Here is a 13297-nt window from a genome sequence, read left to right on the forward strand (position 1 = left end):
GGCCTGCTCCAGTTGCCCGGTAAGCGGCAGGTTCAATGCCCTACCAATTCTTCCAGCAACTGCTCCTTGTACCCCTGTAGCACTGATGATGTCCGGTCCCTCGGATGGGGCAGGTCTACCCGAATTTCATGCTTGATTCGGCCCGGATGTGCGTCCATCACGATCACTCGATCTCCCAGGTATAACGCCTCTTCAATATCGTGGGTGACCATAATCACCGTGCAACGCTGCTGTACCCAGATGCGTTGCAGCTCGCGTTGCAGGTGCACGCGGGTCAAGGCATCGAGGGCGCCCAGCGGTTCATCCAGTAGCAACACCTTTGGCTTGTTGATCAGCGCCCTGGCGATCGCGGCGCGCTGCGCCATGCCGCCGGAGAGCTGATGGGGGTAGGCATTTTCAAATCCTTCAAGGTTCACCAGCGTGATGTGTTCAGCTACCTGACGGTCTTTCTCCACCTGGGCCAGCTTGTGGTTTTTCAGGGCCAGGGCGATGTTCTGGCTGACGGTCATCCAGGGGAACAGGCGATGGTCCTGGAACACGATGCCGCGTTCCAGGCTGGTGGCGGCGATACGCTTGCCGTCCAGCAAAATATCGCCTCCGTATTCGGCTTCCAGGCCGACAATCAGTCGCAGCAAAGTGGATTTTCCGCAGCCGCTGGCGCCGACAATGCTGACAAACTCGCCAGGGCGCACGTCGAGCTGGATGTCGTGCAACACCGGCAGTGAACGGCCTTCGATCTGGTATGTCTTGTTCAGGCCGCGAATCTGCAGCGCACCGGTTTGCAGGTATAGCGGGGAAGCGATTGCGTTCATATCAGGGCCTTTCAACGGAGGTTGCGCCAGCGCAACAGGTGGCGGCTCAGCAGGGTGAATAACAGGGTCATCAGGTAGCCGAGCAAGCCGATGCACAGCACGCTGAGCACGATCACTTCCATGCGCGAGCCGGCCTCTGCGTTCATCATCAGATTGCCCAGGCCCGCCCCGGAGGACAGGAACAATTCACTGCCTATCGCGGTGACCCAGGCGAATGCCAGCGCGTGCAGCACGCCGGTGGCGATACTCGGCAACGCCGCCGGCAGCAGCACCTGGGTGAATTGCTGAACAGGGGCACTCAAAGGCCGAGGCCGAGCGGCGCACGCGCTCATTTTTGGCGTTGGTTGGGCTACCCGCCACGGCGTTCGAGCGCTATCCCCATGAGTTCTCCGGTGGCCAGCGCCAACGTATCGGTATCGCCCGTGCCTTGGCTGTGGAGCCGAAAATACTCATCGCGGACGAATGCGTTTCCGCTCTGGATGCGCTGATCCAGGTACAGATTCTCGAGTTGCTTGAAGACCTGCAACGTCGGCTCAAGCTGAGCATTGTGTTCATCACCCACGATTTGCGAGTGGCCGCCAGACTGTGTGATCGCATTGCCGTGATGCAGGGCGGGCATGTGGTGGAGCAGGGGGAAGCGGCAACGCTACTGGTCCATCCGCAACACGCTTATACCCAGACCTTATTGCGTGGCTTCTCCAGAACCGTCCTCCCTTCGACAGTCACTCCTCAAAACCTTGAATTCAAAGAGGCTTGTCCCACTCATGACTGATTTACACGCATTTTCTGATTTACCTCTGGTGCGGGGCGAGCGGGTGGAAATCCGTCCAGGACGGTACCTGAGCATCGCTTATCAACCAGGCACGCATCAGGCAGATACAGTCTTGTTCTTCGGGCATGGTGGTGGTGGCCACAAGGATCAATGGCGCGAGTTATGGCAGTCGTTGTCCGATCAGGGATACAGCCTGGTGGCGTGGGACCTGTTGGGGCACGGCGATAGTGAAAAGCCGCGCCAGCCGCAGGCCTATGCCTGGTCGGAACTGGTGGCAGATCAGCTGGAAATACTGAGCCGCTACGCTGCACGTCGGAATATCCTGGTTGCACATTCCTTTGGTACCGGACTGGGGTTGAGTGCCTTGCTGGAGCTTCCACGCAGGTTGCCGCAGGTGACCATGGATGGCGCCCTGTTGCTAGGCACACAACTGCATCGCCCGTTGAGCCGTGGTGGTCTGATGTCTCTGCCTGCCTGGGTGTTGGAGCTGCTGCGGCCGTTGCTGGCCAAGGGCTTTCGTCAGCGTGCGTGGCACTGCGCAGCCGATCCCCGGCTGGTGGCCTACGAGGAAAACCTGACCCGTCGCAATCGTCTGTATGTGTTCAAGTCTCTACTGCAAAACGCCCAATGGCCCGACGCCGATGCCCTGGCCCGACTGACGTTGCCGACTTATGTGTTAGCGGGAGACAGCGACGGGCTGACGCCCTCCAGTGGGGGTGAAGCGCTCGCCCGACAGCTGCCAACGGGTAGCTTTGAGGTGTTGGAGCGGTGTGGTCATCAATTGATGTTGGAGCGGCCTGCACAGGTGCTGGCGGCGTTCCAGAGGCTGATGAAAAAACTTGATCAGCGTCCAGGTTCGTCCGGTTGAGCTGGCTTCAGTTGATAAAGTGCGCAGCTGATAAATGCACCGTTGGCGCTGACCAGGCGTTTGCTCCGGCTCGCCGACAACACGGCCACGCCTTCGAAAGCCCAATGCTCGAGAAAGGCGGTCTCCGACACGTTTATAACTATAAATTCATATTTTGTACTTATTGATACCTTTTAGTTATTGTTATTTTAATAATCAGACGCAGATAGCCGGCGCGAGAAGGCTTAAGTTAATTCCAAAAAGATATTTATTTGTTCTTTTTAAGATCGATTAGCTTTATGTCTGTGGAAAGCGTTGCGCTCCCTGCGCGGCGCTTTTTTTGCTTCAGGACACGGTGTTCGGATCATGGCCTGAGGCTCAGCCAATTTTCTACTCTGGGGCGAGCGCGTTGCCCGCATCCAGGGGTCGCTTGCCCGGAGCTCCTGTGACACTTATTCAAACCTCTTTGGCAACTGCCCGGATCGACTCATCTCAACAGCGTGCGCAACCCTCCAGCGATCACGCCAATGAGGCCGACGTTGTGCTTGAGTTGCGAGACGTCACCAAAGCCTATCTGCGCAAAGGTTCGTCAGTGCTGCCGGCCGTCAGCAATGTCAGTTTGAAGGTGCGGCGCGGTGAAGTTCTGTGCCTGATGGGCACATCAGGAAGCGGGAAATCCACGCTGCTGCGGCATATCAATCGCTTGATTGAGCCCTCGAGTGGCGATGTCTTGATCGAAGGGCAGACCATCAGCGGTTTGAGCCACAAAGCTTTGCGCGACTTGAGATCGCGCCGCATCGGGATGGTGTTCCAGCATTTTGGCCTGTTGCCCCATCGTACGGTGCTGGACAACGTCGCGCTGCCCCTCGAATTGCGTGGTGAACCCGAGTCGATTCGTCATGCTGCGGCTATTCTGCAGTTGCAGGCGGTAGGTCTGGAGGGGTGGGGCGAACATTATCCCCATGAGTTGTCCGGTGGCATGCAGCAACGGGTTGGCCTGGCACGCGCATTGGTGACTGATCCCGACATTCTACTGATGGACGAGCCGTTCAGTGCGCTGGATCCGACCATTCGACGCGATCTGCAAAGTCATTTCCTGGCACTGGTGCGTGAGCGCGGTATCAGCACATTGCTGGTCACCCATGACCCGGCCGAAGCCATACGCCTTGCTGACCGCATCGCAGTGCTGCGCCGAGGACGGCTGGTGCAATTGGGCACGCCCAAACAGTTGCTCGAGCATCCGGTTGACGCCGAAGTTGCGGACTTTTTCCGGGACTTCAATTCAACCCATACACCCCTTCACAGCGTCGACAGCGTTGGCCTTCAGCCCCCCGAAACCGCTCCTCGTGGGCCGCACGTCCAGCCCGGCTTGCGCGGGTGGCAGGCATTGTTGCTGGGACCTGCTGCGCTTGCTGCGCGAGGCAAGGGCGGTTTGTTTTGGCTCGGCTTCGCCGTTGAACTCGCAGCGCTAGCGGCACTGGCCCAGGGCATTGCCAGTTCATCATGGCTGGCGATTCTGGCGGCGGTGATGGTGTTCGCGGCCAGTCGTTTCACAGCGCTCTCGTTGAGCCGCCAGCCTGTGCTGCGCAACGTATCGGGTTGGGGGCTGCCTTTGGCTGTGCTGGTGGTCAGTCAGGCACTGGTGATCTGGCGCGTCGTCACACCTGACGCCACTGGTGTGTTGCTGCAGTTCCCGGCCAATCGCCAGGCCTTGCTGCTGGCGGCACAGAGCATTGATGAATTCATTGGCTGGTCGCAGGTGACGTTCGAGGGTGCATTCGTCGGCGTGATCGTTGCCGTTCGCACCGTCATCGAAGGCATTGAAAACCTCCTAGGTTGGTTGCCATGGCCGGTTTCGGCACTGGCGCTGGTGTTTCTGGCGTGGCGTTCAGCTGGCTTGCCGCTGGCACTGACCAGCAGCGCAGCCTTGTTGTACATCGGCCTGTTTGGCTTTTGGGAGCGAACCATTGCCACGCTGGCGCTGGTCGGTTCTTCGGTACTGATTGCCCTGGTCATTGGCGTACCCACCGGCATCCTGCTGGCGAAGCGTCCGCTTTTACGGCGGGTGATTACGCCCCTGCTGGACGTCATGCAGACCCTGCCGACGTTTGTGTACCTGATTCCTGCCGTGGCGTTCTTTTCTGTCGGCAAGACCCCCGCCGTGATCGCGACCGTGATTTTCGCCCTGGCGCCGATGATTCGTCTGACGTCGCTGGGTATCCAGGAAGTTGCGAAGGATGCTGTCGAAGCGGCGGTGGCACACGGTGCCAGTCCTTGGCAGACCCTGATCAAGGTGCAACTGCCCTTGGCTCGCCGCTCGCTGTTATTGGGGATCAACCAGACCATCGTCATGAGCTTGTCGATGGTGGTGGTCGCTGCCCTGATCGGCGCCGGCGGCCTGGGTTATGACGTGATGACGGCGCTGCGCAACATCAAGGGCGGCGAAGGCGTGCTCGCCGGCGTGGCGATCGTCCTGTGTGCACTGATCCCTGACCGAATCATTCAATCGAGCTTGCGCAAGCAAGACCACCGGCACAACTAACTGAGAGATTTATCGTGAAGACACATCTGTCGCGTACCTTCGGTGCGGCCGCATTGCTGGCATCCTTGATTCTCCCGGCCACCGTCTTCGCCAAGGACAAAATTGTCATTGGCGAGCAGAACTGGACGGGGGCTATCGCCATTCAACACATCCTTGGTGAGGTAATCAAAAGCCGACTGGATGGCGATGTGTCGTATCTGGCCGGGGATGTCGCGGTGTTGTTCAGCGCAGCCGCCAAAGGCGACGGTTCGGTCGACGTACTGACCGATATCTGGCTGCCTAACCAGTCGGCAGCCTGGGCTAAATACGTCACGGGCGGCACCCGGTCCTTGGTGCCGAACACTCATCCGTATGCGGGCGAACAAGGGTTTTACATTCCCGGTTATTTGCAGGACAAGTACGGGGTCAAATCCATCTACGACCTGAAAAAACCTGAAGTGGCCAAGCTCTTTGAGCCACTGGGCGGCGGTAAGGCTGAGTTGCTGGTGGGGCCGGCGGGCTGGGAGTCGACTTACATCGGCCAGATCAAGGCCAAGGATTACGGGTTTGCCGATAAATTCGAGTCGGTGTCCACCGAAGCCTCGGTGACCTACGCCAAACTCGCCTCGGCTTACAAGGCGCAACGTGGCGTGGTGTTCTATGCCTACACCCCGGACTGGATCTTTTCGGCCTTTGACCTGCGTCGCCTGGAAGAGCCGGCATTCGACGGTTACGCCCAGGACAACAAAAAAGATGACCCGCTTTACAAGGCTGATGGTTGCTGGAAATTCATCAGTCCGACCGTCGACCCGGACTGGCTGAACAAGAGTCAGATCACCTGCGCCTTCCCGGATGCCAAGGTACATATCCTGGCGTCCGCTGCCTTGCAGAAACGCGCACCGAAAATTGCCGAGTTCCTGCGTAATGTCGCGATCGAACCTGCGCAACTCAATGAGCTGATCCTGAAGATCGAAAAGGAAAAACAGCCAGCGGACGTCGCGGCCAAGGCGTGGGTACAGGCGAACAGTGCCACGGTTGATCAATGGCTCGCCGCCTCGGCGCCGAAAGTGAGCGCGATCCAATGAGCCAGGCGTCCTTGCGTTTGCTCGATGGTGGCATGGGCCGCGAATTGCAGCGTATCGGGGCACCGTTTCGCCAGCCGGAATGGTCGGCCCTCGCGTTGATCGAGGCGCCTGACTATGTGCTGCAGGCTCATCAGGCATTTATTGAGGCCGGTGCGCGAATCATCACCACTAACAGCTACGCGGTGGTGCCGTTTCACATCGGTGATGAGCGCTTTGCCGAGCAGGGCCGTGCGCTGGCCGAGCGGGCCGGACGCCTGGCTCGTCAGGCGGCGGCCGGCAGCACCGAACCGGTCATGGTGGCCGGATCGTTGCCGCCGGCGCTAGGGTCTTATCGACCTGACTTGTTTGATCATCAACGTTCGGTCGTGATCCATCGCGAGCTCATCGCCGGATTGCAGGCGCACGTTGATGTGTGGCTGGCGGAAACCCAGAGTTCCATCGCTGAAGTCCGGGCAGTCGTCGAGGCGCTTGGCGCAGAATCGAAACCGCTTTGGCTGTCGTTCACGCTGCTTGATGAAGCCGGCGAGCCACCGCGATTGCGTTCCTCGGAGTCAGTCGCCCAGGCGGTACACGTAGCGGTCGAATTGGGGGCTAGGGCGGTGCTGTTCAATTGCAGCCAGCCGGAAGTCATGGCAGCGGCGCTGGCGGTGGCCGGGGATGTCCTTCTGCGCCTCGATCAAAGCATCGAGCTGGGGGTTTACGCAAACGCGTTTCCGCCTGTCAGCACAGAGGCAAAGGCCAACAGCACGCTGCTGGAGATTCGCCGCGACCTGGGCCCTGAATCCTACCTGCACTGGTCCAGAACCTGGGTAGCGGCGGGTGCCAGTATTGTCGGTGGATGCTGCGGTATCGGGCCTGAACATATTGCGCAGTTGCATGCGCATCTGCTGCCAAACGAAGCGGTGGTCAGCGCATGACTGATTTTCGCCAAGACGTGATTGTTGAGCAGGCGACGTTCGGTGCCGGCTGTTTTTGGGGGGGCTGAAGCGGCATTCAGATCGTTGCCGGGCGCATTTTGGACGTGCTTGCCGCCAATCCGCACACGCCAGCGGTGCTGAAAGTCAATGGCGGCGCGACGTTCTTCGGGCCTGACCTGTTGCAATCGGCCTAGTGGATCTGGCTGTTTGAAGAGGGCGCTTACTTCCAGGTGCAGGGGGGAACTTCGGGACGTGCGGCCGGTGTGCCGGGGCAGCAGGGGCGCACACTGCTTGATCCGGCGCAACCGAGCGGATTCTAAATCGTCACAATCGACGCTCTACAATCCGGGCCGGTTTGAAGTGTCTGGCTAATGGAAGTGGAGTGTCATGGGCGTCTGCACAAGGATTTGCTGTGCGTTTGGCTGGATGTTGTACGTCGGCACTCCCGCGCTTGCCGAGGAACAGGTGCCGCGCGCGACCTGATGGGGGTTTACCAGCAGGCCGTACTCAACGATGCAAGACTGTCCGCCGCCCGCCACGCTTTCGGTGCGCAGCGCGAGGCGGTTGCGCAGGCGTTGGCGGGGCTGCTGCCCACCCTCAGCGCGGGCGCCACGGTGGAAGCGGTGCGGCTGTGGTGCGGCAATGAACGTTTCCAGCAGCCTTGTTTGACCACTGTCTAACCGGCCGGCACGGTAGATGTACTTCTGACCCGTGCAAACCCAATTGTGCGCCTTGGATGAAAACAGTCAGTTTCGGACATATCTGAGTGCCTCGCATTGCTCTAAAGTTTTTTGCTCATTCAGACATCCGGGCGCATATGAATCTCTGGTTTCGGCTTTTATTCCTGCTTTTTCGTAGACCTTGGCGTAGACCTGTCGATGGGTTGGCAACCACCGTAACCCGCCTGCGGGTCTGGCCTCTGGATCTGGACTTCAATCGCCACGTTACCAACGGTCGATACTTCACGCTGGCCGATGTGGCCCGAATGGACTATGTGCTGCGCAGCGGTGCATTTCGGGTCGCGTTGCGTGCCAAGGCGTTGCCTATCGTTGGAGACACCTGGGGTAAGTTTCGCCGTGAACTGAAGCTTTTCGAGTCTTTCGAAATCCATACGAGGATGCTTGGCTGGGACGCGAAGTGGAGCTACCTCGAGCATCGATTTATCAGTCGCAAACGCGTGGTTGCCGTTGTCGTGATGCGCGGTCTGTTTCGCTCGGCAGAAGGCACCATTTCACCTTCTGCCTTCTGCCGCGAATTGGGGTTGCCAGAGGATTCGCCAGGCATGCCGCAATGGCTTACGGATTGGTCGAAAGCCTGTGATGACATGCGCCAACAACTGCGAAACGAAGAGCCATTGTGACGTTTGTAAAACGCTTTTCGCCTTTTATGCGCCCGTGTCGGCAGTCACCGGGTGAAGGGCAGGTAACAACTCCATGACGTCACAGAACAGATTGCGCTGTTGCCAGTCGCTGCGGTCGCCAACCACATACAGGCGGCGCTTGGCTCGGGTCACGGCAACGTTGAGCAGGTTGGGTTGTGAGACGGCCCAATTGCGTGCGCCGCCGTTTTCACTGTTACCGCCCAGTACCAGGATGACCACCGCAGCTTCCTTGCCTTGCATGGTGTGAATGGTGCCGTGCACACGCTTGCCGAGATCGCGGTCCTTGAGTTGATTACGGACATCCTGGAAAGGGGTGATGACTGCAATGCTGCCGGGCGGCACGCCGTCGGCCTCGAGCACGCTGAGCAGGCGATCCAGGGCGTGGCCTTCGTTATCGACCCAGTTGCCTGAAGACGGGCCGCTGGCATGCACCCACCCGGTGAGCAGGCGAGCGGGGGTTTCCTTGGCCGCAGACGGGGCAATGGTGCCGTAGACCATGGCGCCGTCGTAGGCAATACGGTTCGCCAGGTCGAACATCGGACGATCGCAACGACGGTGTACCACCAGTGGCAGGCCGACCCAGCATTTCTGGCCCTGAGGGCCGGCCATTCGGCCCCAGGGTGTGGCGTGGTCGGCCAGGGTCTGTGCGGACTGTCGGTTAGGCAGCCAATGCGCGTCGACGTGATAGCGGGTGCGCATATGTTCGAGCACCGCGTCGGAGACGGTGACGATAGGTTCCAATTGCAGCGGATCGCCGACCAGTACCGCCCGCCGTGCGCGCCACAGGGCGCCGACCGCGGCCTGCGGGGTTGCTTGGCCGGCTTCATCCACCAGCAGCCAGCCAATCTCACTGCAACCCAGGCTGCCGAACGAGCGCGCGAACGACGCGAAGGTACTGCTGAGGACCGGCACCACCATGAACAGCGAAGCCCAAGCCGACCGTATCACGGCCTGGGATACACCACGGTAACGGCCGCCGGTCAGCAGGCTGGTGATGAAGCTCAGGTTATAGCCCAGGCGTGAGGCTTCAATCTGCAAGAATGTGCGGTGTAGCTTCAGCGCTTCGATGAAGACGTTTGCCCGTGCTTGACGCCATCCTTCGAGAATCCAGGGTTCGCGCAGCTCGATGTGTGTGCCCCTGCCCAGTTGGCCTTGCTCCAGCCAGGTCAGCAGATGCTCGGCTTGACCCGCCTGTGCAACGCTGCGGGCCTTGTCTATCTGCAAGGAGGCGTGGCGTATGGCTTCGTCAATGGCCTGTTCGTCGGCCGCCAACTGCTGATTGAGCTGGCCAAGTTGCAGGCGCAGTCGTTCCAGCTGGCGTTGCACGCTGTCGAAGGCATCCTTCGCCAGCATATGGGTGCCAACGAGCACGCGTTGGTGGGCGGTCCAGGTACGGTGTGCCCCCCATAGGCTGAGCAGGTTGACGAGCAGCCCGGGTTTTTTTGCCAGGTGCGCTTCGAGCGCCAGGAGGGCACGTTGCAAGTGTTCGCGGGTGGGGGGGAGCTGCTGTGATTCCAGCGCGGCGTGTTCGCCATCGAGGCTACGCCGTTGAGCCAGTCGTGCCTGGCGCTCATGTTCCTGTTGTTTGACGCGCGCCTTCGCACTGATAACGCCTTGGATTCGCTCCAGAATGTCGTCTGCTTGAGCGCGCAATGAGCGCTCTGCGTCTTTGGCGTCCTGGTACTGTTTGACGGCCGCACGCCAGTGGCTGGCCTTGTCGGCGGATGTGAGCAGCTTCATCTGCTGTGCCTGTTCACTCAACCACTCGCGCATACCCTTGGGCGGTGGTACGTCCTCTGGGCTGGGGGTGTCGGGCGTGGACCCGCCGTTGCCATAGAAAAAACGGTCGACGAACTGTGAACGTTTGGATTTGCTGCCCAGCGCTGCCGAGATCAAGCCCCAGGCCGGCTTGCCGCTGATCAGCTCGCCCAGTTCGCTGAAGTACTCGGCGTCGGGCAGCCAGGAAGGGTCGACTTTGTCGCGCTGAGGCAGTTCGAGGGTAACGTTCTCGACAGCGCCATTGTTGGACGAGGCCACCACCATTTCGAAGCCGAACAAGCGCGGGTCCAGCACGTAAGCGAAGCGCTCCCGACCGCCATCATTGGCTGATTCCCGGCCATTCTTGACGAAGGCGTCCGATGCCTTGCCCAGCGAGGCCAGGACATCGGCGCGCTGGGTCACCACGGCGGCGATCAAGTCGCGCAACAAGGTGGTCTTTCCGGTGCCTGGCGGGCCATTGACGCCCATCACGCCGCTGTCGCTGCTCAGGTTTTGCAGCAGGCTGTTGACCGCCAGTTGCTGGGAGTGCACCAGGCCCAGATGGCGCTCGGCCGGCCAGCAGCCGGCGGCATAACGTGACGGGGCCAAGCGGTCGATCAGCGCCAGGTCCGCGCCGGGCTGATCCAGATGCAGTCGTTGGCTGGCGTCATGCTGGCTCAGATAGCGGGCGAGTGGTTGGCTGTTTTCGCCGCGCGCCAGGGCGTCGGCGACGTCGGCCAGGTCGCTGAGCAGGAAACTGTTGAGCGGATCGTCTTCCTGTTCGGGTTTTTCCGGGTTGATTGGCGCCGAGCGAAAGCGGTGGGTACGTGGTTTATCCCCGAAAAATGCATCGAGGCCCAAGGCTTGGCGTACGCAGGTGGTCAGGCGCTCCAGGTCCGCGGCCAGGACCACGCCGCCGAGCAAACGGCTGGCCTGTTCGCGAAGGGATTGCTGGGCTTCGTCGAAACCGCGGGTCCAATCCTTGCGGTGGATGGCGCAGCCGACGAACCAGGCCTCGCTCGATAGCACCAGGCTGTCGGCCAGCATCATGCCTCGGTCATTGAACTTCAATGCGAACAGCGCCGAAGTGCGCCGTTGCGGCTCCTTGTAGCCCTGGTCAGCACCGAATAGCCGCTCCAGTTGGCGAGCCACATCCAGGTTGTCGTAAAGGTGGGCGTAGAGGGTGTGGCTCCAGGTGCGTTTGGGCGGCAGCCGTTGCCGGCTCAGCGCGTTGGCTGGCATCCACGGCAGGATCTGGGCGTTGGAGGGCACATCCTGGAAATACGGCTGGTAGTCGCTGTCGCGCTTTTTCAGCTTGGGTGCGGCCTGGGGTTGCAGCAACTCGACGGCGTGCCAATAGCGCACGGTGTTTTGCGCAGTCATTTACGTCCTTGAAAACACTCTGGCTTGGAATCCTGATGCGTAGGATAACAGGCACGGTGCGCCGCGAGTGCTAACGCACTAAACCGGCTGCCCCTCCTCATCCGAAGCACTGCAGCAGCGGTCGCGGCCGTTCTGCTTGGCCGCGTAAAGCATCTTGTCCGCCGCCGTGATCAGGCTGGCCGGCGTGACGTGTTGCCCGGTGGGCTGAACGCTGGCGATCCCGGCGCTGGCCGTGACATGGCCGAGTGGGTGGGCGCTGTGCTCGATGCCCATTGCGCGAATGGCCTCGAGGATGTCGCGGGCGACGGTCGCGGCGCCAGGGTTATCGGTGTTCGGCAGCAGCACGGCAAATTCTTCCCCGCCATACCTGACCGCCAGGTCCCCGGGTCGCTTGACCGCTTGCAAGATTGCGGTAGCCACTGCACTCAGACAATCGTCGCCTGCCGCGTGGCCATAGGTATCGTTGTAGCGCTTGAAGTAATCGACATCGAGCATGATCAACGAGAGCGTCGAGCGCTGCCGGATGGCCTGGCGAATCTCGTCCAGCAGCGCGCTGTCCAGGCGTCGACGGTTGCCCAGCCCGGTCAGGCTGTCGGTCAAGGCCATGTCGCGCATGGACTGATGGGCCAGGCGCAGCTCGCCCTCCATTACCATGCGCCGGCGCAGTTGGTTCAACACCACCCGCCCGAACACGGTGAACGCGCCAATCAGGAAGAACAGCACAAAGCCGGTCTTGAACAGATCCCACCGCCACGGCGCGATGATGGACTCGCGGGAAAGCCCCGCTTCAACCACCAACGGATATGCGGCAAGGGCCCTGTAGCCATACAAGCGCTCAGTGTCGTCGACCACCGCCCTGGCCTCGGCGACACCCTCGTTGGACATCGGCAGGTAACGCTTGAAAATCTCGCTCGCGGTCAGGCTCTTGCCCACCACGGCGGCGATGAACGGGCGTCGCACCAGGATGGTCCCGTCACGCAAGGCCAGCACCAGCGCGCCCTTGTCATCGATTTTGAAATCGCCGTAGTAATCGACGAAATAACTGACCTTGATCGTCCCCAGCAATACCCCCGCGAATGAGCCGTCAGGGTTATTCAACCGACGCGAAACCGGGATGATCAAATCCCCCGTGGACTTGCTGTTTACCACCGCGCCGATGCGCACATTGGGATCGGTGTGGGTACGGTGATATTGGAAGTAATCACGGTCGGCATTGTTCGCAGGCTCGGGCAGGACCTCCTTGTCCGTCGCGATCCAGTCACCCTCCGGGCCGTAGATAAACAAGCCATGCAATTGCGGCATCAGCTTGGCCTGCTGCACCAGCAAATTGTGGATGCGCGGCACATCGATATTGTGCAACCCGTCGCCTTCCACCCGTTCACTGAGCGCAGCGGTCAACACATCCACCTGGCGGATGGCATCCTCGGCATGCTGCGCAGTGGCCCGCGCGAGGTTGGTGACGGAGTCGCGTGCCGAGGCGAACGCTGCATGGTAGTCCCGCCAGGTGCGCCAGCCTTCCACGGCCAGGAACGCAAGGATCACCGCGAGCATGAAGCTCACCGTCAGGTGGAATGCGGCTCCGGCGCTGATGGGCGTGGGGCTTGTGGGGCCAGCCAGCTTGGCATCTGGCTGTTTGCGTCCGAGCATGTGCGTGTCCTTGTGGTGCTGCTCTGCAATAACGCAAGACAACAGCTTCAATGGCTAAGCGGTTCAACAATGAGGGGGAATACGGGGGGGGTAACCATTTGCGGCGTGGATGATGATACGTACGCGCATGGCTGGCAACGGTAGCTTAATCCGCGCCGGTTTCGCCCACGGTGG

At 60.5% G+C, this 13297-nt stretch carries 9 protein-coding genes and 3 pseudogenes; 7 read left to right on the forward strand and 5 right to left on the reverse strand.

Annotated features, from left to right (window positions below; genetic code table 11):
- Positions 1-32: 32 nt before the first annotated feature.
- The gene (locus PSH81_RS09865) at positions 33-812 is read right to left on the reverse strand and encodes an ABC transporter ATP-binding protein (protein ID WP_305392405.1); all 780 of its coding nucleotides are present in this window, start codon (positions 810-812) and stop codon (positions 33-35) included.
- 11 nt (positions 813-823) lie between these two features.
- Positions 824-1099, reverse strand: a pseudogene (locus tag PSH81_RS09870) (ABC transporter permease); the annotation flags it as partial.
- Positions 1100-1101: 2 nt separating this feature from the next.
- Between PSH81_RS09870 and PSH81_RS09875 the strand changes: the two are divergent.
- Both PSH81_RS09875 and PSH81_RS09880 read left to right on the forward strand, forming a co-directional pair.
- Positions 1102-1584, forward strand: a pseudogene (locus PSH81_RS09875) (ATP-binding cassette domain-containing protein); the annotation flags it as partial.
- Positions 1577-2452 (forward strand): alpha/beta fold hydrolase, encoded by an 876-nt coding sequence (locus tag PSH81_RS09880; protein WP_226456046.1) that lies wholly within the window; start codon positions 1577-1579, stop codon positions 2450-2452. The pseudogene PSH81_RS09875 and the gene PSH81_RS09880, both read left to right, overlap by 8 nt.
- On the opposite strand, the pseudogene PSH81_RS09885 reads toward PSH81_RS09880, so the two are convergent.
- A pseudogene (locus PSH81_RS09885) lies at positions 2440-2589 on the reverse strand (XRE family transcriptional regulator); the annotation flags it as partial. The gene PSH81_RS09880 and the pseudogene PSH81_RS09885 sit on opposite strands and share 13 nt — an antisense overlap.
- A gap of 323 nt (positions 2590-2912) precedes the next feature.
- Here PSH81_RS09885 and PSH81_RS09890 point away from each other — a divergent pair.
- From PSH81_RS09890 to PSH81_RS09910, 5 genes are all read left to right on the forward strand, one after another.
- A complete protein-coding gene (locus PSH81_RS09890) occupies positions 2913-4973 on the forward strand; it encodes an ATP-binding cassette domain-containing protein (protein ID WP_305392760.1) in 2061 nt (686 codons plus the stop codon).
- A gap of 14 nt (positions 4974-4987) precedes the next feature.
- Entirely contained in the window at positions 4988-6037 is a 1050-nt protein-coding gene (locus tag PSH81_RS09895; protein ID WP_053139792.1) for a glycine betaine ABC transporter substrate-binding protein, read from the forward strand.
- A complete protein-coding gene (locus PSH81_RS09900; protein ID WP_305392406.1) occupies positions 6034-6954 on the forward strand; it encodes a homocysteine S-methyltransferase family protein in 921 nt (306 codons plus the stop codon). The genes PSH81_RS09895 and PSH81_RS09900 overlap by 4 nt, the downstream gene beginning before the upstream one ends.
- 371 nt (positions 6955-7325) lie before the next feature.
- Complete coding sequence (locus tag PSH81_RS27500) at positions 7326-7634, forward strand: hypothetical protein (RefSeq protein WP_370694891.1); 309 nt, start codon at positions 7326-7328, stop codon at positions 7632-7634.
- A 137-nt stretch (positions 7635-7771) separates the two neighbouring features.
- The gene (locus PSH81_RS09910; protein WP_305392761.1) at positions 7772-8314 is read left to right on the forward strand and encodes a thioesterase family protein; all 543 of its coding nucleotides are present in this window, start codon (positions 7772-7774) and stop codon (positions 8312-8314) included.
- 24 nt (positions 8315-8338) lie between these two features.
- Here PSH81_RS09910 and PSH81_RS09915 read toward each other — a convergent pair whose 3' ends face one another.
- Both PSH81_RS09915 and PSH81_RS09920 read right to left on the reverse strand, forming a co-directional pair.
- Complete coding sequence (locus PSH81_RS09915; protein WP_305392407.1) at positions 8339-11476, reverse strand: DEAD/DEAH box helicase; 3138 nt, start codon at positions 11474-11476, stop codon at positions 8339-8341.
- A 78-nt stretch (positions 11477-11554) separates the two neighbouring features.
- Complete coding sequence (locus PSH81_RS09920; RefSeq protein WP_192300391.1) at positions 11555-13123, reverse strand: sensor domain-containing diguanylate cyclase; 1569 nt, start codon at positions 13121-13123, stop codon at positions 11555-11557.
- Between the last annotated feature and the right edge of the window lie 174 nt (positions 13124-13297).

This window comes from Pseudomonas sp. FP2335 (genome assembly GCF_030687535.1).
Taxonomy (GTDB): domain Bacteria; phylum Pseudomonadota; class Gammaproteobacteria; order Pseudomonadales; family Pseudomonadaceae; genus Aquipseudomonas.

Coding starts and splice junctions, on each gene's coding strand:
- PSH81_RS09865 (WP_305392405.1), bottom strand. CDS start 812: ATGAACGCAATCGCTTCCCCGCTATACCTGCAAACCGGTGCGCTGCAG.
- PSH81_RS09880 (WP_226456046.1), top strand. CDS start 1,577: ATGACTGATTTACACGCATTTTCTGATTTACCTCTGGTGCGGGGCGAG.
- PSH81_RS09900 (WP_305392406.1), top strand. CDS start 6,034: ATGAGCCAGGCGTCCTTGCGTTTGCTCGATGGTGGCATGGGCCGCGAA.
- PSH81_RS27500 (WP_370694891.1), top strand. CDS start 7,326: ATGGAAGTGGAGTGTCATGGGCGTCTGCACAAGGATTTGCTGTGCGTT.
- PSH81_RS09910 (WP_305392761.1), top strand. CDS start 7,772: ATGAATCTCTGGTTTCGGCTTTTATTCCTGCTTTTTCGTAGACCTTGG.
- PSH81_RS09915 (WP_305392407.1), bottom strand. CDS start 11,476: ATGACTGCGCAAAACACCGTGCGCTATTGGCACGCCGTCGAGTTGCTG.
- PSH81_RS09920 (WP_192300391.1), bottom strand. CDS start 13,123: ATGCTCGGACGCAAACAGCCAGATGCCAAGCTGGCTGGCCCCACAAGC.